25 protein-coding genes are annotated in these 25,701 nt (G+C 49.2%); 24 read left to right on the top strand and 1 reads right to left on the bottom strand.

What is annotated here, in order from left to right:
* Nucleotides 1-4: 4 nt before the first annotated feature.
* Genes B3F49_RS11865 through B3F49_RS11850 form a run of 4 tightly spaced genes read left to right on the top strand, consistent with a single transcriptional unit; the run spans nucleotide 5 to nucleotide 4,239 of the window.
* On the top strand, nucleotides 5-1,309 hold the full coding sequence (locus B3F49_RS11865; RefSeq protein WP_293896436.1) for a V-type ATP synthase subunit B: 1,305 nt from the start codon (nucleotides 5-7) through the stop codon (nucleotides 1,307-1,309).
* 9 nt (nucleotides 1,310-1,318) lie between these two features.
* Nucleotides 1,319-1,930 carry a V-type ATP synthase subunit D gene (locus tag B3F49_RS11860; RefSeq protein ID WP_293896433.1) on the top strand — a complete coding sequence of 204 codons (612 nt, stop codon included), beginning with the start codon at nucleotides 1,319-1,321 and terminating at the stop codon, nucleotides 1,928-1,930.
* A gap of 13 nt (nucleotides 1,931-1,943) precedes the next feature.
* Nucleotides 1,944-3,770, top strand: coding sequence for a V-type ATP synthase subunit I (locus B3F49_RS11855; protein ID WP_293911327.1), 1,827 nt, complete (start codon nucleotides 1,944-1,946; stop codon nucleotides 3,768-3,770).
* A 31-nt stretch (nucleotides 3,771-3,801) separates the two neighbouring features.
* Nucleotides 3,802-4,239, top strand: coding sequence for an ATP synthase subunit K (locus B3F49_RS11850; protein ID WP_013607121.1), 438 nt, complete (start codon nucleotides 3,802-3,804; stop codon nucleotides 4,237-4,239).
* A 65-nt stretch (nucleotides 4,240-4,304) separates the two neighbouring features.
* On the opposite strand, the gene B3F49_RS11845 is transcribed toward B3F49_RS11850, so the two are convergent.
* A complete protein-coding gene (locus tag B3F49_RS11845; RefSeq protein WP_293911324.1) occupies nucleotides 4,305-4,763 on the bottom strand; it encodes a methylated-DNA--[protein]-cysteine S-methyltransferase in 459 nt (152 codons plus the stop codon).
* A gap of 108 nt (nucleotides 4,764-4,871) precedes the next feature.
* Here B3F49_RS11845 and B3F49_RS11840 point away from each other — a divergent pair, with 108 nt between their 5' ends.
* The 20 genes from B3F49_RS11840 (at nucleotide 4,872) to B3F49_RS11745 (ending at nucleotide 25,575) form a co-directional block, all read left to right on the top strand.
* A complete protein-coding gene (locus tag B3F49_RS11840) occupies nucleotides 4,872-5,303 on the top strand; it encodes a YhcH/YjgK/YiaL family protein (protein WP_293911323.1) in 432 nt (143 codons plus the stop codon).
* Nucleotides 5,304-5,378: 75 nt separating this feature from the next.
* Nucleotides 5,379-6,401 carry a (E)-4-hydroxy-3-methylbut-2-enyl-diphosphate synthase gene (ispG, locus tag B3F49_RS11835; RefSeq protein WP_293911321.1) on the top strand — a complete coding sequence of 341 codons (1,023 nt, stop codon included), beginning with the start codon at nucleotides 5,379-5,381 and terminating at the stop codon, nucleotides 6,399-6,401.
* Entirely contained in the window at nucleotides 6,391-9,225 is a 2,835-nt protein-coding gene (uvrA, locus tag B3F49_RS11830) for an excinuclease ABC subunit UvrA (protein WP_293911318.1), read from the top strand. The genes ispG and uvrA overlap by 11 nt, the downstream gene beginning before the upstream one ends.
* 46 nt (nucleotides 9,226-9,271) lie before the next feature.
* Entirely contained in the window at nucleotides 9,272-12,310 is a 3,039-nt protein-coding gene (locus B3F49_RS11825) for a hypothetical protein (protein WP_293911316.1), read from the top strand.
* An 8-nt stretch (nucleotides 12,311-12,318) separates the two neighbouring features.
* Complete coding sequence (locus B3F49_RS11820) at nucleotides 12,319-13,299, top strand: PhoH family protein (RefSeq protein ID WP_293911314.1); 981 nt, start codon at nucleotides 12,319-12,321, stop codon at nucleotides 13,297-13,299.
* Entirely contained in the window at nucleotides 13,296-15,512 is a 2,217-nt protein-coding gene (locus tag B3F49_RS11815; RefSeq protein WP_293911312.1) for an HD family phosphohydrolase, read from the top strand. The genes B3F49_RS11820 and B3F49_RS11815 overlap by 4 nt, the downstream gene beginning before the upstream one ends.
* A 25-nt stretch (nucleotides 15,513-15,537) precedes the next feature.
* Entirely contained in the window at nucleotides 15,538-16,017 is a 480-nt protein-coding gene (gene ybeY / locus B3F49_RS11810; RefSeq protein ID WP_293911310.1) for an rRNA maturation RNase YbeY, read from the top strand.
* A 32-nt stretch (nucleotides 16,018-16,049) separates the two neighbouring features.
* Entirely contained in the window at nucleotides 16,050-16,784 is a 735-nt protein-coding gene (locus B3F49_RS11805) for a hemolysin family protein (RefSeq protein ID WP_349681287.1), read from the top strand.
* A gap of 80 nt (nucleotides 16,785-16,864) precedes the next feature.
* Nucleotides 16,865-17,869: a type I glyceraldehyde-3-phosphate dehydrogenase gene (gene gap / locus B3F49_RS11800; protein ID WP_293911305.1), complete on the top strand. Its 1,005-nt coding sequence runs from the start codon at nucleotides 16,865-16,867 to the stop codon at nucleotides 17,867-17,869.
* Between the two features lie 101 nt (nucleotides 17,870-17,970).
* Entirely contained in the window at nucleotides 17,971-19,155 is a 1,185-nt protein-coding gene (locus B3F49_RS11795) for a phosphoglycerate kinase (RefSeq protein ID WP_293911303.1), read from the top strand.
* Entirely contained in the window at nucleotides 19,152-19,904 is a 753-nt protein-coding gene (tpiA, locus tag B3F49_RS11790; RefSeq protein WP_293911300.1) for a triose-phosphate isomerase, read from the top strand. The genes B3F49_RS11795 and tpiA overlap by 4 nt, the downstream gene beginning before the upstream one ends.
* Nucleotides 19,905-19,921: 17 nt before the next feature.
* On the top strand, nucleotides 19,922-20,266 hold the full coding sequence (secG, locus tag B3F49_RS11785; RefSeq protein ID WP_293911298.1) for a preprotein translocase subunit SecG: 345 nt from the start codon (nucleotides 19,922-19,924) through the stop codon (nucleotides 20,264-20,266).
* Between the two features lie 121 nt (nucleotides 20,267-20,387).
* Entirely contained in the window at nucleotides 20,388-20,753 is a 366-nt protein-coding gene (locus B3F49_RS11780; protein ID WP_293896386.1) for a flavodoxin family protein, read from the top strand.
* Nucleotides 20,754-20,802: 49 nt separating this feature from the next.
* Nucleotides 20,803-21,849 carry a peptidylprolyl isomerase gene (locus tag B3F49_RS11775; protein ID WP_293911296.1) on the top strand — a complete coding sequence of 349 codons (1,047 nt, stop codon included), beginning with the start codon at nucleotides 20,803-20,805 and terminating at the stop codon, nucleotides 21,847-21,849.
* Nucleotide 21,850: 1 nt separating this feature from the next.
* Nucleotides 21,851-22,309, top strand: coding sequence for a transcription antitermination factor NusB (nusB, locus tag B3F49_RS11770; protein ID WP_293911294.1), 459 nt, complete (start codon nucleotides 21,851-21,853; stop codon nucleotides 22,307-22,309).
* Entirely contained in the window at nucleotides 22,290-23,045 is a 756-nt protein-coding gene (map, locus tag B3F49_RS11765; protein ID WP_293911291.1) for a type I methionyl aminopeptidase, read from the top strand. The genes nusB and map overlap by 20 nt, the downstream gene beginning before the upstream one ends.
* Before the next feature lie 16 nt (nucleotides 23,046-23,061).
* The gene (locus B3F49_RS11760) at nucleotides 23,062-23,682 is read left to right on the top strand and encodes a phosphoribosyltransferase (protein WP_293896374.1); all 621 of its coding nucleotides are present in this window, start codon (nucleotides 23,062-23,064) and stop codon (nucleotides 23,680-23,682) included.
* Between the two features lie 197 nt (nucleotides 23,683-23,879).
* The gene (locus tag B3F49_RS11755) at nucleotides 23,880-24,305 is read left to right on the top strand and encodes a hypothetical protein (RefSeq protein WP_293911288.1); all 426 of its coding nucleotides are present in this window, start codon (nucleotides 23,880-23,882) and stop codon (nucleotides 24,303-24,305) included.
* Between the two features lie 171 nt (nucleotides 24,306-24,476).
* On the top strand, nucleotides 24,477-24,731 hold the full coding sequence (locus B3F49_RS11750) for a hypothetical protein (protein ID WP_293911286.1): 255 nt from the start codon (nucleotides 24,477-24,479) through the stop codon (nucleotides 24,729-24,731).
* Between the two features lie 133 nt (nucleotides 24,732-24,864).
* Nucleotides 24,865-25,575, top strand: coding sequence for a glycerophosphodiester phosphodiesterase (locus B3F49_RS11745; protein ID WP_293911285.1), 711 nt, complete (start codon nucleotides 24,865-24,867; stop codon nucleotides 25,573-25,575).
* Nucleotides 25,576-25,701: the final 126 nt, after the last annotated feature.

Below are 25,701 nucleotides of genomic sequence, written 5' to 3'. Positions count from 1 at the left end.
GCAGATGCAAAAGGTATATTCAAAAATTGAATCCATTGTCGGAAACGTCATCACCGTTCGTGCCAAAGGGGTGCGCAACAGTGAACTAGCAATAGTAACTACTGGTACTGATCAGAGTTATGCTAATGTTATCAAACTCGACAATGATCTGGTTTCCCTGCAGGTTTTCAGTGGTGCCCAGGGAATATCGACCGGGGATCAGGTGCGTTTTTTGGGAGTTCCGATGCGCGTTTCCTACACCGAAAACCTCTTGGGGCGTGTATTCGACGGTACCGGTACGCCGCGTGACAACGGACCGAGTCTGACCGACAACATGATTGATATCGGTGGTCCTGCGGTCAATCCTGCCAAGCGCATCATTCCCAGGAACATGATCAGAACCGGTATTCCCATGATCGATGTGTTCAATACGCTGGTCGAGAGCCAGAAGCTTCCGATTTTCTCGGTAAGCGGTGAGCCGTACAACCAGTTGCTTGCAAGAATCGCCATGCAGGCTGAAGTTGACCTCATCATTCTTGGCGGCATGGGTTTGAAGTTCGATGACTACCTGTTCTTCAAGGATACGCTTGAAGCCAGTGGTGCCATGAGCAGAACAATCATGTTCATCCATACGGCAAGCGACCCGACTGTTGAGTGCATGCTGGTGCCTGATATGGCCCTTGCAGTAGCTGAGCGGTTCGCCCTTGATGGAAAGAAGGTGCTGGTCCTGCTTACCGATATGACGAACTTTGCCGATGCCATGAAGGAAATGGCCATTACCATGGATCAGGTTCCCTCCAACCGAGGATATCCGGGAGATTTGTACAGCTCGCTTGCCGCCCGTTATGAGAAGGCTGTTGACTTTGAAGGTGCAGGCTCTGTTACCATTTTGGCTGTCACAACGATGCCCGGTGATGATGTAACGCACCCGGTTCCCGACAATACCGGCTACATCACCGAAGGTCAGTATTATCTCAAGGGCGGCCGTATCGAACCATTCGGTTCCTTGAGCCGTCTCAAGCAACAGGTAAACAAGGATACCCGTGACGACCACCGTGCCCTGATGGACGGCATGATCAAGCTCTATGCATCCTACAAGGAGTCGGTGGAGAAGAAGTCCATGGGCTTCATGATGACGGAATGGGATGACAAGCTGCTCAAGTACGGTCGGTTGTTTGAAACCAAGTTGATGGATTTGAGTGTGAATATTCCTCTCGAGCAGGCTCTGGATCTGGGCTGGGAGATTCTCTCCCAATGTTTCGAACCGAATGAAACCGGTTTGAAGAGTGACCTTATCCTCAGCCGCTGGCCGAAGAAGTTGAACGACTAAGGAGCTGGCATGGCCGTCAAACTGACGAAGAACGAGCAGAAACTGCAGAAAGACCGATTGAAGCAATTCCAGCGGTATCTGCCAACCCTGCAGCTGAAAAAGCAACAGCTGCAGATGGTCATCAGGCAGATTGAGACTGAGGTTGCTTCTTTGAGGGTGAAGCAGGAAAGGCTGGTTCAGGATATGCAGAGCTGGATTGCCGTCTATCATGAAAACACGGCCTTCAGTGCTGAAAACAAGGTAGAACAGCTGGTGAAAGTCGACCGGGTGGTTCGGACCAAGGGCAATATTGCCGGAGTGACCATTCCTGTTTTCAAGGAATTGACCTTCATCCCCATCTCCTATGATTTGCGCGAGTATCCGCTTTGGGTCGACAAGGGACTGGAGAGTCTTCGGGATTGTGCTCGTTACGATGCCCTGATTGCAACCTTGGAACAACAGATCAAACTGCTCGGAAGGGAGTTGAGAACCACCAGCCAGAGGGTAAACCTCTTTGAGAAAGTGAAGATTCCTGAAGCGAAAGAGAATATCAGACGCATCGGGATTTACCTTGGCGACCAGCAGACCGCTGCCGTCGTACGGGGTAAGATTGCAAAGAAGAAACTGGTGCAGGGGGCCTGATATGATAGTACCAATGAAAAAAGCCTATATCATTGTACAGGCGCATAATGGTCGTTCGATGCTCAGGGACCTGAGAAAAGCCGGCCTTTTGCATATCGACACCCAGCAAATACGAAATGACCGGATTGAGGGGCTTGAAAAGTCATTCGACCAGATCAGCCAAATACGTTCCTCCATTGAAGATTTGCAGGACAAGAAGACCAAGATGCAACAGCTCTCTCTCCCTGATGAAGCCTTCGTCGAGGTGTTGGAGCGCTATCAAGGGCTTTTGGACAGCAGGAAGAAACTTGAAGAAGAGATGGCTCATGACAAGATCCAGATCGATTCATTGAAAGCCTGGGGTGACTTCGATCCCGACCAGGTCCGTTCCCTTGCAGCACAAGGGATCAAGTTGTTCTTCTATACGCTTTCAAAGAAAGACTTGGAAAGACTTGATTCCTCCATAGAGTACTTGAGATTGGCACCCGTGGGAGGCCTTGAAGCGATTGCCACAGTTGGCAGCGAGCTTCCCCCCGAAGTGTCTGCTACTCGATTTTTCCTTCCTGAGCACGGGCTTGGATTCCTGCAAAAGCGTTTAGCATCCAATGAAAAATTCCATGCCCAGGTTCTGCAGGATTTGAAGCGTGGAGGAGCATATCTTGATGCTCTTTCCCTGCAGCTGAAGAAAATCGAGATGGCGATGCGATTTGAACGGGTTGGACAGTTGCTTGAGACAAGCGACGAGCTGACCTGGATATGCGGCTATCTGCCTGAACCGGAAGTTGCAAAGTTTGAGAGCTGTGCAAAGACCCATCAGTGGGCCTATCTGCTCGATGATGTCTCACAGGAGGATACTCCTCCAACCCTGATCAAGTATGCAAAGGGTGTGGGAATCATCAAGCCGGTGTTCGACATCCTGGGAACGGTGCCCGGTTACCGTGAAAATGACATCAGCACTTGGTTTTTGCTCTTCTTCACCCTCTTCTTCGCCATGATCATTGGAGATGCGGGCTATGGCCTGATCTTCTTGGCTATAGCGGTCGGGTTGCATGCAAAGCAAAAGAAGGCGACAACCTTGGTGATGCTCATCTATGTCTTGAGTATTGCTACGGTGGTATGGGGCTGCTTGACAGGTACGTGGTTCGGGTCGAAAGAGATCCTGATTGCTCTTCCTTTCCTGCAGAAGTTGGTGATTCCTTCCATTTCCAACTATCCCGAGCTCTTTGGCCTTAGTGCCGTCCAAGCCCAGAACCAAGTGATGAAGTTCTGCTTCATCATCGGTACGGTCCAGCTTTCCCTGGCCTGCATCATGAACATCATCCACAAGATTCCGGAGAAGAATTTGAGTTTTGTCGCTGACATCGGATGGTTGATCGATATCCTGGCGTTGTATTTCATCGTTCTCCAACTGGTAGTGGGAGAACCTGCCAATGTTATGATGGTTTTCAGCATCGTCGGGGTAGGATTCCTGCTGGTTGTCGGATTTGGAAGTCAAGGTCCCGGTGTACCGTTTGTGAAGGGCTTGCTCAGCGGGTTGGGTGGCTTTTTCACCACCTTCCTCAATACCATCAGCGCCTTCTCGAACATCATGAGCTACATCAGATTGTTTGCAGTCGGCATGGCGTCGGTGGCAATCGCCCAAAGTTTCAACAGCATGGCAAGCGGCATGCTCGGCGGATGGGCTTTGCCGGCCGGTCTTTTGATTTTGGTTATCGGGCACTCCCTGAACTTGGTGATGGGGCTGCTCAGTGTGGTCGTACATGGGGTGCGTCTCAATCTCTTGGAGTTCTCCGGCCAGCTTGGAATGGAGTGGACCGGGATCGCATATGAACCGTTTGCACAAACGGTGGAAGAAAACTAATCGTTGTTTGGTAACAACTAAGGAGAAAATCATGGCAAATTTGGAATTTATCGGAATGGCTTGTGCCTTGGCTCTTTCAGCTCTCGGATCGGGACTGGGTGCAGGTGCTGCAGCTCAGGCAGCCGTCGGAGGTTGGAAAAAGTGCTATGCCAATGGCAAGCCCGCTCCCTTCATCATGGTCGCATTCGCTGGTGCTCCACTTACCCAGACCATCTATGGCTTCTTGTTGATGAACTTCATCTCAGCCGCCATTGCCGCCGGCGCTGCATCAACCCTGGCTCTTGGTGTTGGAGTCTTCGGAGGTCTTGCCATCGGTCTTTCTGCATGGATGCAGGGAAAAGTGTCCGCCAATGCTTGTGATGCACTCGCTGAAACAGGAAAGGGAACCGCCAACTACTTCATCGTCATCGGTATCGTTGAGACCGTGGCACTCTTCACCCTCGTCTTCAGCCTGCTCGCTCTGCAATAAGCAGCTTACCAAGCAACGGTTCATCAAGAAGGGCATCCTTGTCAGGGATGCTCTTTCTTGTGTGTTCAGCTATGGCTGCGTTCAAAATCCAACAACCACGCTTTCTTCTCCAAGCCTCCCTCATAGCCGGTCAATGAACCATTTGTTCCGATAACCCGGTGGCAGGGGACGAGCAGGGCAAGCCTATTGCGGTTGTTGGCCATTCCGACCGCCCTGCAAGCCTTTGGATTGCCGATGGCACAGGCAATTTCTGCATAGCTTGCAGTCTTGGCGTAGCCGATATTCAGCAAGGCGGCATATACGAGTTTTTGAAACCGGGTTCCCTCGATTGCCAAGGGCAGGGTGAATGCTTTCCTGGTACCGGCAAAATACTCATCCAATTGCTGAAAAGCCAAATCGAGCAAAGGATGATCTGCTTCAGGCCCTGCGCCCGAGCCATGAAAGGAGAGCTTGGTGATGGCAGTCTCACTACAGGTCAGGTACAAGGGTCCTATCGGGCTGTTATACGGTTTGGTATAGTACATGACGATACTGTACGGCACCTTCAAGAGCTTGGCAAGCAGACCCAGGCCTTGACGCTTCTTGTAAGAGCTTTCCCTTTTGGTATATCCTAGCCTTCAGGTGAGGTGGCAATGATTCACGATAGTCTCGCAAATCTTACACAATATGCTCCCATTCTTGAGAGCTTTGACCGGATCCAAGAGGTCCTGGCCTCATCGCATGAGGAGGGGACCTATCAAATCGGGACACTTTCCGTGACCGTGGAATCGTATGTTCCGACTGCTTTTTCCGGTATCTTCAGAGCCCATGATTCAGCTGCGACCCTTGTGGTGATGCTTCAGGGAGAGGAGTTGTTCGGCTTGACCTACAGCGAGCGATGCAAGGGGGTTGCCAAGGACGATGCAGGTTGGATGGAGATCAACGACAGTCCGATCAGCACGGTCATTACGGCGAAGCCTGGGATGTTCACCCTGTTTATGCCCAGGGAACCCTATGCCCTGGGTATTGCAGGAAAGGACTCGACCTCCGATGTGAAACGAATGACAATTGTCTTGGAATCGTAGGATTATACTTTACAATTGTAAAGTGTTTGTGTACGATGGACGAGGAGATGTACAATGACAGGTGACCATCAGGTAATGATTGGAAATACAATATTGGGCAGGGGTTTTCCGATTCTCATACAAACGATGTATGACAGCGCCCTCCCAAAAGACATTGGGGCCCTTGATGACCTGCTCAGACGGATAGGCAAGCTCAATGCCATGGGCTGTGATATCATACGATTCTCCTATCCTTCCAAGGACGACCATGCATCGTTTGCATATATTTGCAAGCACAGCCCCATTCCCGTGGTTGCTGATATTCATTTCGATTATCAGCTCGCCTTGGATGCGATTGCGTGCGGATGCCGGAAAATCCGGATAAATCCAGGCAACATCGGCTCAAGATGGAAGGTGGATGAGGTGGTCAAGAGCGCCAAGGACCACAACACGGCCATCAGGATTGGTTTGAACAGCGGATCGCTTCCCAAAGGCAATGATCCTGTACCAACTCTTATGTGCAATACCGCCTTGACCTATCTCTCCTGGTTTGAACAGGCGAACTTCACCAATACCGTAGTATCACTGAAGGCCAGCGACACCGAGGTCACCCTTGAGGCGAACCGTCTCTTTGCAAGTCTCAGCGGCTATCCTCTGCATCTAGGTGTCACCGAAGCAGGATCGGTTGTCAGTGCAATCACCCGCTCCACGTGGGCGTTGGGCCAGCTCCTGAGCGAAGGTATCGGCAATACCCTGAGAATCAGCATCACCGGTGAGATCGAGACCGAAGTGCAGGCAGGAGTAGAGCTGTTGAGAACCCTCGGGTTGCGCAAGAAGGGTATACGGGTTGTCAGTTGCCCTCGTTGCGGCCGTCATAGTTTCGATTCACAGGGATTTTTACAGTCCATCGAGGCAGACCTGCTGACCATCGACAAGGATTTGACGGTGGCCATCATGGGATGTCAAGTAAATGGGCCTGGAGAAGCCAAAGCAGCAGATTTGGCGATTACGGGCATCGGCAACAGCATCTTTCTCTATGAGAAGGGTGTGTTGGTAAAGAAAGTCACGCAGCAGGATGCCAAAGCTGCTTTGTTGGAAGCCATTGAACATGCCAAATAGATTGATTATCAAAGGTGCGAGAGAACACAATCTGAAGAACCTTGACCTCGAATTGACCAAGGACCAGCTGATCGTCATCAGCGGGATTTCCGGAAGCGGCAAAAGCTCGCTTGCCTTTGATACCATTTTCGCCGAGGGACAGCGACGCTATGTGGAAAGCCTCAGCTCCTATGCTCGAATGTTCTTGGACAGGATGGACAAACCCGATGTCGATTACATGGAAGGCTTGAGTCCTGCAATCGCCATCGAACAGAAATCAACCCATCGCAATCCTCGCTCGACTGTTGGAACGGTTACCGAGATTTATGACTATTTTCGTCTCTTGTGGGCGCGCGTGGGGGCTCCTCATTGTCATGTGTGCGGCCGCCCTATCAGCGAGATGAGCATCGACCAGATCATCGATGCCATTTTCAAGGCGCAGGAAGGCACAAGAATCATTGTCAGTGCACCGGTTGCAATCGGGAAGAAGGGGGAGTTCAAGAAAGTCTTTGACGATGCAAAAGCTTCTGGATTTGTCAGGGTCAAGGTCGATGGACAGATGTTCAATCTGGAAGACCCCATCAAGCTGGATAAACAGTACAAGCACTCCATCGATGTCGTAGTCGATCGACTGATTTTAAAGAGCGAAATCCGTACTCGTCTTGTTTCGAGTATTGAGACCTGCATCGAGATGACCCAAGGCTTGGTAAAGATCACCTTTTTGGGTGACAACGATGAGGAACATGAAGAGATTTACAGTGAGCGCAACAGCTGCGCCCATTGCGGAATCACCATGCCGGAACTGGAACCCAGGCTTTTTAGTTTCAACAATCCTTTTGGTGCATGTCCTGAGTGCAACGGCTTGGGGGTTAAGACGGAATTCGATCCCGACCTGGTGATTCCCGACTACTCGAAAAGCTTCAACGAAGGCGCCATTGCTACCATGAACCCCGATGCCCAATGGGCCCGCTCCCAGTTCGAGGCTCTTGCAAAACATTTCAAGTTCACCTTGGATACTCCCTTCGCTGATTTGAAAGAAGAGACGATCCAGGCGATTCTCTATGGGACGAAAGAACATGTTTTCGTTGAGTATACCAGGGAGAAGTCGAGCCAGACCTATCGGGTTGAAAAGCCGTTTCCCGGAATCATTCCTGATTTGCAACGTCGGTACTATGAGACGAACAGCATGCAGATCAAGATGTGGATGAACAGCTTCCAGACCTCGAAAGTCTGTCCGGTCTGTCATGGCGACCGCCTCCGTGAGGAAGCCCTTGCCGTCACCATCAACGACTTGAACATCATGCAGGCGACCAGGTTGTCGGTCAAGGAAGCGAATGGTTTCTTCCAGAAGCTGACCTTGACTGAGAGCCAGCAGCAAATCTCCTACCAAATCCTGAAAGAGATTCGCAGCCGACTCTCGTTTTTGCGTGATGTCGGGTTGAATTACCTGACCCTTGATCGCAGCAGTGCCACCCTCAGTGGGGGCGAGGCCCAACGCATCCGCCTTGCTACGCAGATCGGTTCCGCCTTGAGCGGCGTGCTGTATGTGTTGGATGAACCTTCCATAGGTCTCCATCAGCGAGACAATCAAAAATTGATCGACACGTTGAAACACCTCAGGGACTTGGGCAATACGGTCTTGGTTGTGGAACACGACGAAGCAACCATTCGTGAAGCTGACTACCTCGTTGATTTGGGCCCGGGGGCCGGTGTGCATGGCGGCTACATCACCGCACAAGGCAAGCCGGAGGAGGTCGCCCTCAATCCCGACAGCATCACTGGCCGGTACCTCAGCGGTGAGCTGAACATGGAAATTCCTTCCACCCGAAGGGCCGGCAATTCCCATGCCATTCGCATTGAAGGTGCCAACAAGAATAATCTCAAACACATCGATGTAGAAATTCCCTTGGGGAAATTGGTCGTTTTCACCGGAGTTTCCGGAAGTGGAAAGAGTTCTCTGCTCAATGAGGTGTTGCTACCCGCTGTACGCAGACAGCTTTCCCGCAAACATCCGAACTTTGATGGGTTTTCCACCATTTCGGGGGTTGAGAACCTGGACAAGGTGATCAACATCGACCAAAGCCCGATTGGAAGAACTCCAAGGAGCAATCCGGCAACCTATGTCGGTGTGTTCACTGCGATTCGTGAACTGTTTGCCTCCTTGCCGGACAGCAAGGCACGGGGGTACAAGAGCGGGCGCTTCTCTTTCAATGTGCAGGGCGGCCGATGCGAGAACTGTCAGGGCGACGGTACGCTCAAGATTGAGATGAATTTTCTTCCTGATGTATATGTTACCTGCGATGTGTGCCACGGCAAACGTTTCAATAAGGAAACGCTGGCTGTCAGATACAAGGGCAAGAATATTCACGAAGTCTTGGATATGACGATGGAGGAGGCGAGTGAATTCTTCAGCGCCATCCCAAAAATCAAGCGCAAGATAGATACTCTTATTTCTGTAGGTCTTGAGTACATAAAACTTGGTCAGAGTGCCCTTACACTCAGTGGAGGAGAGGCTCAGAGGGTCAAGTTGAGTCTGGAGCTCTCCAAGTACGGGACGGGGAAAACCTTGTATGTGCTTGATGAGCCCACAACCGGACTGCACTTTGCCGATGTGAAGAAGTTGATGGAGGTCCTCAACCGGCTGGTTGATCAAGGCAACACTGTGCTTTTGATTGAACACAACCTCGATGTGATCATGCAAGCCGACCACCTCATCGATCTCGGCCCCGAAGGCGGGGACGGCGGCGGAATGGTCGTGGCAACCGGAACTCCTGAGCAACTTGCCCTATGCAAGGACTCCTACACAGGGTATTATCTTGCTCAGATGTTCCATGAGAAAGGTTGAACGTGCGCCAAACAGGATTATCTGCCTTTTTGCCCTGATATGCATCATGGGTTCTGTTCTGTATGCACAAGCTGACAATTTGATGCTTGCGCTCAGCATCCAGCAGGCGGATGAAAAAATCCTCGAGGAAATGGCTCGCTTGAGGAACATACCTCCTGCCGAGCCCGAGTTGTTGCGTCGGCAGCTGCTTGCCTATCACCACTTGGAAGTTGCTTCCTTCGCTTTGCAGGAACAGACCGACAGGCAATATGAGATGAACATCATCTCTGCCGACCGCTTGACTACAAACAGCGCGTCCTCCCTTGTTCAGCTTGACGGCAATGTAGTGGTTTCCTTCAAGTTGGAAGGGGAGGAGAAGGAAAAGAAATTATCCGCCCAAAGAATGCTCATCGATCTGGAGCATTCCATCCTCAGTGCACAAGGCTCCGTGTCCTATGCAGACCCGCAAATCGATAGCGCTTTGCAATACGTTGAAGGCACCATCATTACCCTTGATTGGTCAAATTCTCTCTTATTTATAAAGGGGGCAACAACCCAAAGCGAGAAAACCAACAGCGAAGACCAGAAAATAACCCTCTACACCTCCGGAGAACAGATAACGTATGCCAGTAAGGCGTCAAGTCTTGTCTACAGCGATGGGTGGATCGGTACCAAGAGGGAAGACCCTCTCTCTTCCATCAGGGCGAAACAGCTCATGTTTCTCAGTGGCGGGGATTTGATGATACAGCATGCCACCTTGCATATTGGAAGGGTTCCGGTGTTTTGGACACCATTTTTCTTGTTTCCGGGGAACAGGATGGCAGGTAATCCTGCAATGGGATTTTCCAGTGAGCGGGGAATGTTTGTTTCTACGAGTTTTGAATTGTTTGGGACCAATCCAAAGCTTGCAGAGAGTGAAAAATCCAGCTTTGCCAGTCTGCTCTCTGCATCAAACAGCCAGGCATTGTTTCCCGATGGAATCCTCTACACGGCGAGGGAGAGCGAATCCGCTTTTCAGAACTGGGCGCGACTCAGCGGCTCCTACCTGACTTTTTTGGCGGATGCCTATGAACTGGCTGGATTACACACCGCCCTTACCAGTCATATCTCCCTTTTGGAAGAAAAATTGATCATCGATTCACATGGGTCTCTTGCCCTCTATATTGATGGCAAGGACACCTTGACTGCCTATTCTGATGCTCCTATCCATCGCTATTACGGTGAACACTCCCTCAAGCTCGACACAACCTATGCTGATATCCGCTTGGATGTTCCTTATTACTCCGATCCCAAGGTGAAACGACTCTATGCAAACCGTCTGACCATGTTCTCGTTCGACGCCCCCTTGGGAAAGACACAGGAGTTTCCCACCGATTTCAACAGTGATATTACCAGCTATACCTGGAAGCTTGCCAGTTCTTTCAAACTTCCCAAGACTGTGTTGTCCCCTTATCTTTCCACCCTGACCATCTCCAGTCTCAGCGCACAGGCGAGGTGGGATTGGCAGAGTGAGAACAGCGAATACAGCTATGTTTTGAAGAACGTAGTCATCCCGGAGTTGCAGATGAACATTTCCGGTTCACTGCTCTCTCTCTCTTCACCGATTGAAGCCAAGAAGGCCGAGAAGATTGAAATGGCCTCTCTTGAACTTCCGCCGTTGGTTCCCAAAGCATATGAGACTGCTATAGCCGGTGCACAGAAGACAAAGACCGTTGCAACCCGGGACTTGGCATTCACCTATTCAATCGACCAGAAGCTTACGCACTCTCTGACACAGACCACTTCCGTCCTCGATTGGGAGGACGATGCGTATCTGTACAGCTTCACCAAAGGTTCTTTCGTCCTGTCTGCTTCACCACATTCTTACATGCTCAAGCTCTCACAGGAGATCATTCCCCAGATCAGCGTGGTTGAGGACCAGAGCAAGAATGTGTTTTACAACCAGGAGATGCAACTTTTCAGCGTCACCAAGGCAGAACTACCCCTGCTCGGTCTCTCCTATACACTCAGCCAACGCTTGTATCGATTCCAGCAGACACAGACAAAAGGGGTTGTAGAACCAGAAACCAAAATAGAGGAGTACGCTTTTACCAAGGATACGGTAACCATTCACCAGATAAAATTCGAGAAGGCTGTGTCGCTGGGAAATGGTACGCTCACGCCATCTGTTGCAGCAAGTCTGCACCCGGTCACCCAATCCTTGCTTCCCAAGCTTTCCTTCACGAATGGACCGTTTTTGCTTTCAGCCTCCTACCGATGGACGGAGCAGGACGATGTCTTGAAAAAGGATGCAATGTTCGGTCAAGTACGGTTTGCTCTTTCAGCATTCACCTTCCAAGTCGATGCCAACTACGACCTCAAGGGAGATCCTCTGCGTACACTGGATGCTCTTTCCTTGAAGCAAAGTTTGACAACTTCACTGTTTGCCAAAACCTTGAAGCTATCACAAAACATCTCCTACCAAGGCCTTACATCGAAGAATATCCAGGATTGGATTGATAATCTGACTTTCAAGGCTGAGGTTCCTTCCATTGCCGTCACCTATGTGATGCAGGGCCCAATCAACATGCTCGAAAGTCAAAAGCTGATTGCAACCATCAGCGCCAAACAGCTCTCCTTCAGAGTGTGGAAACGACGCATTGAGTTCAGGCTCGGCCTGGATGCTTCCTTCAATTTCCACTTCCAAGACAGGTATGCAAGCAGTCTGGATGTGGTTGGAAGCCTTGGGTTCAGTATTGCAGAATTTGTTGACTGCAATCTTTCCATCAAGAGTTCGAATACCGGTTTCTTCAGGTATTATGACAACCAAGGAGCTTTTTCCTTCCCGCTTTTATGGGAAGATCTGCTCAGAAGTTTCGATATGACGGGTGATGGACGCTACAAGACCCAATTCAATCTCAGTTCGATCACCTTTGATTTGGTCCACTACTTGGGCGATTGGTCGTTGAATTGTAAATACACCGGAAGTGTTGTATTATCGAACAATCAATACAACTGGGTTCCAACAGTATCGGTGTTCCTTACTTGGAATACCATCCCAGAGTTGAATGTGGCAGAGAAGTGGACGCAATCCGATCAAGAATGGATACGTACACCGGCAACATAGGATTGCGAATGGATAGAAGTGTGGAATTCTCAAGTGAAGAGCAGATGCAGCGAGTTCTGGGAATCAACGACCGGAACCTGCCGTACCTTGAGGCTTTGCTTGGATGCGATATGTATGTAAAAGGCAATACCGTCTCTTGCTTGAGCAAGGATGATGCGGTTGTCAACCGATTTCAGCAATTGATTGCGCGATTGAAGCGTGTTTCCGAACAACAACACTATTTCAGTGAAGCCGAAATTTTCATGGAGTTCCAAAGTTTGAAGCATGCTTCTTTGACGATTGACGAGGCTTTGGCGCCGCAGGTGGATGAGAAGCCATTCATTTGTGTTCACAACAGGTTTGCATACCCGAAGAACCCTCGTCAGGAAGCATATATCAAGAGCATGGAAGAGAACCAGATAGTGTTCGGCATAGGTCCCGCCGGTACCGGCAAAACCTTTCTGGCTGTTGCGTATGCCCTGAGCCTGCTTCTTTCGGGGAAACGCCATAAGTTGATTCTTACACGACCCATTGTGGAGGCGGGAGAGAACCTGGGTTTCCTTCCCGGTGATTTGGCACAAAAGATCAATCCGTATCTACGACCTTTGTACGATGCAATGGAATCGATGATCAGCGTGCAGAACATCCGCCGCCTTGAAGAGAACGGCAGCATAGAGATCGCACCGTTGGCGTATATGCGCGGTCGATCCCTGCAGAATGCGATAATCATTCTCGACGAGGCGCAAAACACCACCAAGGAGCAAATGCAGATGTTTTTAACCCGCCTTGGAGAAAATTCGAATGCAATCGTCACGGGAGATATCAGCCAGGTCGACCTGCCGCGCAACAAGGATAGCGGTCTGGTGCATGCCATGCACATTCTCAATGGCATTGAAGGGCTCGATTTTATTCTGTTTGATTCACGTGATGTTGTTCGTTCCCGGATTGTAAGCCACATCATAGATGCCTATGCACAGGACGTGAACAAAGAGAAGCGGAGCAGCCTATGAAAAGCCAGCGTTTGCAATTGGGCGATAAACGAAAACCCAGTAAATTTGAGCGTCAGCTTTCCATAGCCTTCATCGTCGTTATTGTTGTCCTTGCCATGCTGGTTCCCCTTTTCAGCACCCAATCAGGTGAAAGTCTTCTGCAGAGCAGGGGCAGGATGTATCAAGTCGGAGAGCTTGCCGAGGATGATGTCTATGCATCGAAAAATTTCAGCTATGTTGACGAGAAGCGTACGAAAGCCTTGATGGAGGAGAAACAGAAGTCTGTTCCTCCGCTGTTTTCATTCTCTCTGAAGGCCACCATGCTCAGCAGCCAACGCGTCGATTCATTTATTGCATTGGCAAGCAACCCACAAAATGGCACAGATGACTCATTGCAATTGATTGATACCGGCAATGTGATCAATCGAGTTCGCTCCATGTCCGAAGAAGATCGTTCTTTCTTCCTTCAGGCACTTGAAGAAACAACAGAAATGATTCTCAAGCAGGGCCTTTTTGCAACTGCAGATGTCGCCGCACTCAAGGAGCAAGGATTTGATTCCTATGTACTTCAGAATACTGTTTCCATGCAGAAAGCGGCACAGTTGGAGAGCAAGCCACTTGCAACGGTCCTTACCAAGGAGACGCTTCAAACCAACTTGACAACCTGGCTTGATGGGTATCGGAAGGTTTACCCGATGTTCCAGCCGTATCTGCTTGTCGACGCCCTCACCTGGCTTTTGGAAGAAAATGTGGTGTATGAAGAGATTCAAACGCTCACCGAACGTCAGAAAGCCGCTGATTCTGTACAAAGCATTGAAGTGATGGTCGAACGAGGTGAGAAAATTATCACCAAGGATACCGTTATCACCGAGCAACAGTTGGCGTTGCTAAAAGCAATGGGAAATGATGCCTTCCAGTACACCGTTCTTGAATTGATCGGCAGGGCCATTTTCATTCTGCTTTCCACCAGTGTTTCAGTCTATGTTTTCATTCAATTCCTCTATGCTGAGAAACGGCTCTATCTGTATTTGAATCTCATGCTTGCATCGGTGGCATTCTCCTTGCTCGCCATGTATGCGGTATCCCGCCTCTTGCAAACACAATCGATCCTGTTTCTCGATTCATTTTTGCCAACCTTGTTTGCCCCCATGTTCACCGCCCACATCACCAGCAAGAAACGCCTTGGCTTGGTTGCCGCGTTCTTGCTCTCCTGTTATGCTTCGCTGATGCCCCAGGCATCCGCAATGACGTTTTTCTTCAGCCTGACAGCCGGTGGCATCTGCTTGTATTTCTTCAGATACACGTTCAAGCGTCTGGAAGACTTGTTCAACTGGTTCTATGCCACTGTCATCTGCAGCTTTGCTGCGCTTGCATTGAACTTGTTGGTGGGACTGCCCTTGCAGTCGGTGCTTCCCCTCATCGGCGGCATGATTCTGAATATCACCATAAGCCTGGTGATGGTTGAAGCCTTGGTACCCTTGTGTGAACGAATATTCAATATTCCCACCACCTATCGACTCAGTGAACTCGCCTTTTCGGACAGCCCGGTACTCGATCGTTTGGGCGCTGTTGCACAAGGCACTTACAACCATTCGCGGTATGTTTCCGAACTCGCTTACCAGGCTGCAAAGGCTATTGGTGCCAACGCCATGCTTGCCCGGGTCGGTGGTATGTATCACGATATCGGCAAATCCGACCATCCCGAGTATTTCATTGAAAACCAAGGCACTGAAAACAAGCACGATGACATCAAACCCAGCTTGTCCGCCGCAATCATCAAAAGCCATGTGAAGCTCGGCCTTGAGAAGGGCAGGGAGGCTGGGCTGCCGCAGGAGGTGCTGGATATCATCGCCCAGCATCACGGCAACGATGTCATCCAATTCTTCTACAAAGAGGCAAAAGAACAAGCCCAGCTTGCTCAAATAGAGGTCAATGAGGATGATTACTCCTATACAGGAAGTCCTCCCACCTTCCCCGAATCGGCTATTGTCATGCTTGCAGACTGTGTGGAGGCTGCAAGCAGAACCATCAAGAAGCCAAACCATTCAAAATATCAGAAATTGGTTCATGCAATCATCATGGGTAAGTTTGAACGGGACCAACTGAAGGACTCTCAGCTTTCTTTAACCGACCTTGACCATATTGAGGATGCTTTTGTTCAAACCTTGATCGGCAGGGACCATCACAGAATCGAGTATCCTGAAGAACAGGATCAGAAATCCAGGGGAGAGTGAAAAATTGGAAACGTATTATATTGATGTGAGCTATGAGAAAGAGGCGTATCAGCAGATTGCCGACCAGATGCTCGTCATCAAGCGATTGGAAGAAGTCCTTCTTTTGCTGGACGAGGGCAGCTGTGAATTCTCAGTCAGTTTTGTCAGCGACGAGGCTATGCAACAATTGAACAAGAAGTACCGGGACAAGGACGAGCCGACCGATATTCTTTCTTTCGTTCAGGAGGACGATGTGGAGGATTTCACCTGGCCGGAGGTTGTTTTTGAAGAATCAGGCTCGCTTCCTCAGGAAATTCGTGTTCTGGGTGACATGGTTATTTCTCTCGATACCTTGAAAAGAAATGCACTATCCTTTAGTGTAGAACCAGATGAGGAGTTGCATCGTCTGCTGATTCACGGTCTTCTGCACTTGTTGGGAGAGAATCATGAAACAAACGACGCTGATGAGCCGATGTTGGTGAAACAGGAGCAGCTGCTGCAGCAAGTTAGGGGGAGCAAACGTTGAGCTTGCCATGGAGAGGTCTGTTTAGGAAAAAGTTGGAAGGCAAAGATCGTGAATTGCAATCCAAGGTGGATTTGGAAGAACGACAGACCATGATCGAGGGTATTCGGGAACTGAAGGACAAGACGGTCAAGGAGATCATGGTTCCTCGTGTTGATGTCCAATTCATCAGCAGTGATATCACTTTGGATGAATTATACACAATCATCCAGGAGCAAGGATATTCCCGATATCCGGTCTATGAACAGACCATCGACAATATCGTCGGGGTGCTGTATGCCAAGGATATCCTCAGGCACGGCATATCCAACGTCTTCAATGCAAAAGCACTGATGCGCAAGCCCTATTTCATACCTGAGAGCAAGCATCTGGACGACCTGCTCAGGGAGTTCAAGTTACGGAAGGTACATATCGCCATCGCCATCGATGAGTACGGAGGCGTCAGCGGCATTGTCTGTATGGAAGACATCCTTGAGGTCATTGTCGGAGAAATCCAGGATGAGTTTGATGAGGATGAGGACGATGGTATCTGCAAACTTGATGACAATACCTTTGTCGTAGATGCCCGTACTTCCATCGAGGAAGTCAACGAATCGGTCGGCTTGCATCTCTCCGAGGAGGATTTCGAGACGATCGGGGGGTATGTTTTCGAGCTGTTCGGAAGAATTCCCCTCAAGGATGAATCGGTCGAGGACGATGAAGCAATTTTTACCGTCGAGGATATCGACGGACACAAGATCAACCAATTGAAATTGGTTGTCAAATCATAAATATATGCGTTGACCCTGAGAGATGGAAAACAGTATATTAATATCGATACACAACAAGAATTCCCGGAGGAACACAAACAATGAAAATTGCAATTAATGGTTTCGGAAGAATCGGACGCAATGTTTTCAAGGTGGCTTTTGAAGACAAGAACATTGAGATTGTAGGCATCAATGACCTCACCGATCCAAAGACTCTTGCGCATCTTCTGAAATACGACTCCACTTACGGAGTATATGCCAAAAGCGTAGTCGCTACTGAAAATGCTATTGTAGTTGATGGAAAATCGATCCCAGTCTATGCCCTGCGCAATCCCTCGGAGCTGCCTTGGAAAGAGCTTGGAGTCGATGTAGCCATCGAGTCAACTGGTGTATTCACCCAGGCGGAAAGCCCGAAGGGTGGCTACAAGGATCACATCAAGGCCGGAGCCAAAAAGGTTATCCTCACTGTTCCCGCCAAGGACAAGATCGACCAGACCATCGTTTGCGGTGTAAACGATGACAAGATTGATCACAGCCTGCTTGCATATTCCAATGCTTCCTGCACCACAAACTGCTTGGCACCGCTTGCCAAGGTTCTGCAGGACAACTTCGGCATTGAACGTGGTTTGATGACCACTGTCCATGCCTACACCAACGACCAGGTCATGCTCGACCAGCCCCATAAGGACCTCAGAAGGGCGAGAGCCGGCGCTGTCTCCATCATTCCCACCACCACCGGTGCTGCAAAGGCGGTCAGTGAAGTAATTCCTGAGCTGAAGGGCAAGCTCAATGGCATGGCCATGAGAGTACCCGTGCCCGCCGGTTCTGTTGTCGACTTGGTTGTGCTGCTTGAGAAGGATGCAACCGTCGAGGAAGTGAATGCAGCCGTCAAGAAGGCCGCCGAAGGTGCAATGAAGAATATTTTGCAGTATACCGAGGATCCGATTGTTTCCCACGACATCGTCGGCAACAACCACTCCTCAGTTTTCGATGCCTCTCTCACCATGAAGATGGGTGAGAAGATGTTCAAGGTTATCAGCTGGTATGACAACGAGATGGGATATTCCACCCGTGTTGTCGACCTTGCCAGGAAGCTGGTGAAATAACGTTTGTACACCATGTGGGTCAGGCCTGTTGCAGAGCAGGCCTGATTTGCTCAGTACGGCCGTAGAACCAAATTCATTCTACGTATCAAAAGAGGAAACCTATGATTCTTAATACCATTCGGGAGTGTGATTTTTCCAATAAGAAAGCTTTGGTCCGTGTTGATTTCAACGTACCGTTGAAGGATGGCGTGGTAACCGACGATACCCGTATCCAGGCAGCTCTTCCTACGATCAACTATCTGCTTGAGCATGGGGCGTCAGTGGTGGTGATGAGCCATTTCGGAAGACCCAAGGGAAAGAAAAACCCTGAATTCTCCATGGCCCCGATTGCCAAGCGCTTTTCCGAGTTGCTCGGAAGGCCTGTGATTTTGGCCAAGGATGTTATTGGCAGTGAAGTTGCAGCCCAGGTTGCCGAATTAAAGAAAGGTGACGTATTGTTGCTTGAGAACGTACGTTTCTATGCTGAAGAAGAGGCGAATGATCCTGAATTTGCAAAGAGTCTGGCTGCTTTCGGTGATGTGTATGTCAACGATGCTTTTGGTACGGCCCACCGTGCACATGCTTCCACCGAGGGTGTTGCACACTATCTTCCTTCCTATGCCGGTTTCCTGATTGAGAAGGAAGTGAAGTTCATGGCTCCGCTTCTTGAGAATCCTGATAAGCCGTTTGTCGCCATCATTGGTGGTTCGAAGGTCTCCAGCAAGATCAGCGTGCTTGAGAGTCTGGTACGCACCTGCAATACCATCGTAATCGGCGGCGGTATGGCTTATACCTTCCTTGCTGTGCAGGGCCACAGCATCGGCAAGAGTCTGGTTGAGGAAGAATACAAGGATACTGCCGCTTCCTTCTTGGCAAAAGCAAAACAGAGGGGTGTACAGGTAATCCTTCCGGTAGATCACCTCTGTGGGGCAGAGTTCAAGGAAGATACCGCCGTAGTCCAGGTCGATTCGGCAGATATTCCCGAGAATCTGATCGGTATGGATATCGGACCCAAGACGGTAAAGCTCATTGTTGAAGCGGTTAATAAGGCGAAGAGTGTTGTCTGGAATGGTCCGATGGGTGTATTCGAGTTCGACTCGTTTGCCAATGGAACCCTTACAGTGGCGAAAGCTCTGGCTCAAAGCAGTGCAACAACGGTTGTAGGTGGCGGGGATTCCGTTGCCGCCATCAACAAGTTCAATCTCGCAGATAAGATCAGTCACGTCAGTACCGGCGGCGGTGCCTCCCTCGAGTTCCTCGAAGGACAAGTGCTTCCCGGCATCAAGGCATTGGAGAAAGTGAGATGAGAAAACCCTATATTGCAGGCAACTGGAAAATGAATATGACTCCCAGCGAAGGTGCAGCGTTCGCCAAGGAGTTGGTTGAAGCCTTGAAAGGCTCAACGGTGAAGGTGATGATCGCCCCGCCGTTTGTCACCATACCTAAAGTGGTCGAGGTTGTAAAAGGCTCATCGATCATTGTTGCAGCCCAGAATATGAGCGACAACCTCAGCGGTGCCTTTACCGGAGAGGTCAGTGCCCTGATGCTCAAGGATCTTGGCGTCAATACGGTGATTCTCGGTCATAGCGAAAGACGGGCCCTCTTTGGTGAGACCGACCAGTTCATCAACAGGAAGGTGCTGTTGGCTCTTTCCCAAGGTATGGACGTCGATTTGTGCATCGGTGAGACGCTTGCTGAACGGGAGAGTGGAAAACTTGAAGAAGTGTTGACCAGGCAGGTGACTGAAGGCCTCAAGGGGGTGAAAGCTGAGCAGATGAAGAGCATCACCTTGGCGTATGAACCGGTTTGGGCTATCGGCACAGGGAAGACTGCAACCCCCGAAGATGCTGATGCAGCACATGCTTTTATCCGTTCGCTTATTGCAAAACTCTATACAAAGGGTGTTGCAGAAGAGCTCATTATACAGTATGGTGGTTCAGTGAAGGCTTCGAATGCGAAAGCCTTGATGTCCAAGGAGCATATCGATGGTGCATTGGTTGGCGGAGCTTCGCTTTCCGTGGAGCAGTTCCTTCCGATTGTGAACTTCGATAAGTAAGTAACCGGAGTAGAGAAATGAGTGTTTTGAGCATTATTCTGTTGGTCTTATTCGTGATTGTCAGCTTGCTTTTGGTTTTTCTTGTCGCAGTACAGGATGAACAGAGTGAAGGCTTGGGTGGCATTTTTGGTGGTGGAAGCAATACTGCCTTTGGTTCACATGCAAGCAGTGTTGTAACGAAGGCCACGGGAACGCTTGCCGTGCTCTTTTTGGTACTGGCTCTCGTAGTAGCCTTTGTCAACAAGACTCCGTCTCAAGACAAACTGCTCGACTCCGTGACCACTGAACAGGTACAGCAGACAACCGACTGGTGGAAGACCAGTGAAGCCGCAGCCGCTGGTGAAGTACCCAGTACCAACTAGGACGGTAGCTGCGTTCTAACTATCGACTACCGGCCGCGTAATAGCGGTCGGTAGCTGTTTCAAGGGAGGTATCATGCGAGTTTGTGTCCTCTATGCACCGGTGGCGAAAAACAACGAGAAGATGAAAGCGATAGCCAATGCGCTGAGCGAAGGTATATCAGGGCAAGGACACCTTGTGGATGTATTTGATATGACCCTTGAGGCTGGCAAAATCGTTTCCTTTTATGACTATTTGATCATTGGAACAGAAAGTCCGACTTTTTTTGGCGGAAAGATTCCTGCCTCTGTATCGGGTTTTCTAAAATCCGCCGGTTCCATTTCCGGCAAGCGTTGCATGGCTTTTATTACCAAAGGTGGACTACGGTCGACGAAGACCCTGCAGGTCCTGATGAAGGCTATGGAAAAAGAAGGAATGTTCCTCAAGAAGAGTGAACTGATTTCCAAGGTGGATTTTGCCAAGGCAGTTGGCAAACATCTGCAGATTTGATTGATTCTCTTCCCCTAAAAGAGTACCTTGAGACCTAGGAGTATCGTATATGAAACGTAGAGTAATTGTAATCGCACTCATGCTGTGTTTCGGTTTTCATCTGGCCGCTGCTACAATCGGGGCTCCGGCTGCAACCGTCAGGCTTACCAAGACTACACCGATCAGCATGGCTGAGCTCGAAGCAGAGGTTGCTGAGTATCAGCAAAGTGCAAAGGCGGCCGGACAAGATCCTGCCACAATCGATCCCCTGCAGGTTTTGAACCTTCTCATCAACAATGAACTATTTCGACAAGGGGCGGCTCGTGACGGAGTCAAGATCACCGATGCCATGATCGATTCTGCATATGCCTCTCAAAAGGCAAATCTGGAAGCCTCGTACAACCAGAAAATCAGCGACGAACAGTTTGCCGAAGTCATCAAGAACAACTTTGGCTCCGTCGAAGCGTATCGCAAGATGTTGGGTGAACAGTTGATGGTGGATTCGTATGTCAGGCTTAAGAAAGCCGATGTACTTAATGCAGCAATTACCATCCCCGATTCCGAGATCAACAGCTTCTATCGTAAAAACAGAACCCAGTTCGTCAGCCCGGAAACCGTCAAGCTCAGTCATATCTACATCCCCTTTGCCGCGGACCAGGCGACCAATGACAAGAACAAGGCCATGCTTGAAGAAGTGGCGGCAAACATCAAGGCAGGGAAGATGACATTCGAGAAAGCCGTCGTCGATTACTCCCAGGATGCCCAGAGCAAGAACAAGGCCGGTGATATCGGCTGGCTTACCATGGACAATACCGATGCTCTTGCAGGCCTCGGCGATGCCTTCTTCGATGTTGCCTTCAGCACCGAGGTTGGAACCACCAGTTCGGTTGTCACCTCCCTGACCGGATATCACATCCTCAAGGTTCTGGCTTACAACGAACCCAAGATTCTTGAACTCGACGACCCGATCAGTCCGAATACCACCAGCACCATCCGCGATTACATCAAGAGCGAGCTTACTGCTGCGAAGCAGCAGGAGACGTACTACAAGGCGATCAATTCACTGGTTGATGATTTGCGCAAGAGTGCCACGGTAAACATCCTGTACAAGAAGTAATATGAAAACCAGACATAAAGCACGTGAATTGGCCCTGCAAACGCTGTACGCCATGGATTTCAACAAGGAGCTCGACCTCATCCATATTCCCGCCGTCTTCAGCGGGAATACGGAGGAAGAGTATGAGCAACTTGAGGAAGAAGTGAAGCTGTACGGAATGTACCTTGTTCGTGGTACCTTGGAAAATCTTGCTGAGATAGACTCATTAATCAGCAAATACTCACTGAATAGACCTCTTGAGCGCATCGATCTTGTCGATCGCAATATTTTACGCATGAGTGTTTTCTGCCTTCGGTATGGAGATATTCATCCGCACATCATCATCGATGAGGCTGTAAAGCTCAGTCAGGATTTTTCCACTGAGGTGAATTACAAGTTCATCAATGGAATTCTCGATACCATGCAGAAACAACTATTTGTGGAGAAGGAGCATACCCAGCATGATACGTTTGAAGACTGAAGAACAAATCAAAAGGATTCGCGAATCGTGCCACCTGACCGCCCAATTGATGGATAGGCTTGCAACTTTCATTGAACCGGGTATGTCGACCTGGAATATCGACCAATACTGTTATGATTTCATCACCCGTCACAAGGGTGTACCTGCGTTTCTCAACTATCAAGGATTTCCGGCAACCGCGTGCATCTCGGTCAATGAAGAGGTGATTCACGGCATCCCATCCAAGAGTACCATTATCAGGGAAGGGGATTTGGTTGATGTTGATCTGGGTATCAACCTGGACGGACATTTTTCCGATATGGCCCGTACGTTCATCATCGGCAATACTAAGGATGAATACAGAAAACTTTGTGAAGTAACACAGCAATGCCTTGTGCTCGCCATTGAGGCGGCTTCTGTCAAAGGCGCCAGGATCCAGGATATCGGGAGTGCCGTATACAAGCACGCTACCAAGCATGGGTATGGGGTGGTACGGGACTACTGCGGCCATGGAGTCGGGCTTGATGTGCATGAGGAGCCTGAAATTCCCAACTATACCTCTTCCTACCTTCCCAATCCACGGCTTCGTGAAGGAATGGTGTTGGCGATCGAACCGATGATCAACCTGGGCACCCATAAGATAAAGGTTCTTGCAAATGATTGGACGGTAGTCACTCTCGATGGGTTGCCATCTGCACATTTTGAGGATACTGTTGCGTGTACACACAATGGGCTTGAAATTTTGACAGTTGTTTGAGGACTGGGGAGAAGCTATGGTGATCAAGGAATTTATCAGCTGTGACATGATTCGAGACAGTGCATTGAAGCTTGCCCATAAGATGTACAAACAAGATCGCTTTGTGCCTGATATCATATATGCTTCACTTCGTGGTGGAGCCTATATGGCCAATGTGTTCAGTGAGTATTACAAGATGGTCAGGATCAGGGAACAGGGCAGGCCGGTATTTTATGCCGCCGTTGTCGCCCGTTCCTATGGCTTTCTCAGAAGTCAGACAAATGTCATGGTTGATGGTTGGACCTACTCGCCGGAGCATCTGCGTACCGGTGACAAGATTTTGCTGGTGGACGATATTTTCGATACCGGCAAGACGGTCAATGCTCTTGCACAGATCATCATGCAAAAAGGCATTCCCCGTGAGGATATCAAGATTGTGGTTTTCGACTACAAGGTTCCCTTGTACAAGAAAGAAGAGCCGCTTCCGATCCAGCCTGATTACTACTGCAGAAAACATGTCCTCAACAGCCCCGATGATGAACGCTGGATTCATTACAATTGCCATGAGTTCCTCGGCTTGAGCTCCCAGGAAGTGGATGAGCAGTTCAACGATCCTGAGGTCAGAGAGATCCTGCACGAAGTGAGAGGCGATCAGTAGAGAGGGAATAGATATTCCAGAAAGCGGATGAGAGCCTGTGGACGGGGTGCACTTTCTGGAATTATCATATACATCGATTCAGAAGGCTTATACCTGCTTTGTGACAAATCAAGCAGGTATTCTTTTTCCAAGCCAGCTGCCTGCAAATACGGAGCAAGACGTATGATACTACCTATCAGCATGAATGAAAAACGAGGATGATTGGTAGGCATTCTTCTCTTTTCTACCCTGACAACGTTGTTTGGTCATTTCTTCTCAAGTTGTATTGCTTGGCACTTGCCGGTTTGCTTTGGTTTATTCTCAATACACTCCCCATGCTCTTCTTCATTGCGGTAGGGTTGGGTATTCTGGTGCTGTTTACTGCTTTGCATCTCTTTGCGCTGATGAGTATAAAAACAGGCTCAATGAAAGATTTTCTTAAGTTGGCATTGTATCTTTCGATCAAGCATCCGGCTACCACCATCACGGTTTTGGTGGTGGTCATTCTGTGGTTTTTGAGCATCCATGCTCTTCCGGCATCAATAGTATTTTCAGCAGTCATAGCATGCATTCTCACTGCCATGTTTCTTAAATCTTTCTATAAACACATGGGATTTTACATAATAAATGACTATGGAAAATAGAGTAAATGATTATATAAGATAAACAATGCTAAATATTGCTAAATATTATATATCTAATCTACATAGTTATTCAACAATATTTTTTATACTTTTTCACGAATTTACTTTGACATAGGGGTAAGTCCAACGTAAACTATCTTTTGGGATACCACCACACAAGGAGAATGTTCGATGAAGAAATTCGTACTTTTATCGGCAACCTTGCTTCTTGCAATGAGCATGATATATGCGGGCGGCGCTGCAGAGAGAACAGCCGCACCTCCGGCTCCTGTTGTTTCGTATGAAGTAACTGAACCGATCACCATTGAATGGTGGCATGCACAGGAGCAGCCGTATTGGCCGCTGGTGGACGAGGTTGTGGAAGGTTCCAACAACACCCATCCCCTGATCACGGTGGAAGCAAAACACCTTTGCAGGATTCGATAGCATGAACAATCATGAGATCATGGCAGGTGCAGTTCTTGCAGTTCTTCCCGTAATTATCTTATTCTTCGTTTTCCAGAAATATATGCTGACCGGTTATGAAAAGACTGCTATGAAATAAATAAGGAAGGTTGCTATGAGAGTTTTCGCACATCGAGGATACAGCGGATTGTATCCTGAGAACACTATGTTGGCGTTTGATAAGGCACGGGAAGCTGGATGCAAGGCAATGGAACTTGATGTGCATCTCTCCAAGGACGGGCATTTGGTGATCATCCATGATGAGATGCTCGACCGTACCACCAATGCAAAAGGATTGGTGTGTTCTTATACCCTTTCTGAATTGCAGACATTCAATGCCGGAACAGCAGAAGAGTTTCAACCGATTCCAAGCCTTGAGACCTACTGCAAATGGGCGAAAGAGCATGGTATTTTCACCAATATCGAGATCAAGACCAATCTGATCTACTATCCGTTCATCGAAGACAAGGTGTTGGCCATGCTCAAAAAGTATGGTTTGGTTGAGCATAGTTTGATTAGTTCATTCAATCATGGGTCTGTTATCAGGATGCGTCAGTTAAGCCCGGAAATTCAATGCGCCTTCCTGGTCGGTGGAAGGGGCCTTGCAAATGTGGGCAGCTATGCCAAGAATTTCAAGGTTGAGTATTACCATCCCGATGGTGCTTTTTTGACCAAGGCGGCTGTGGATGAGTGCAAGGCTCAAGGGGTTGGTCTGAACGTATGGACCATTGATGATTTGGGATTATTACAGAAAATGATTACTTGGAATGTTGATGGTGTGTTTACCAACCACTGTGCCCCTGTTCTTGCACTGGTTGGAGAATAAGAAGCGTTTCCTTTCTCTGGTTCTCATAGTATTCATTTCTCTCTCGTTGTTTGCTTCTCAGCATCTGAGCAGGGAGCCTGGTAAGCTAGCCATCTATTTTCTTGACTTGGAAGTGAGCCCTGAGGC

It is taken from the genome of Sphaerochaeta sp. UBA5836 (genome assembly GCF_002432845.1).
GTDB lineage: Bacteria > Spirochaetota > Spirochaetia > Sphaerochaetales > Sphaerochaetaceae > Sphaerochaeta.
Note: the sequence above shows the minus strand (reverse complement) of the source record. Positions and strands in the feature narration are given on the sequence as shown.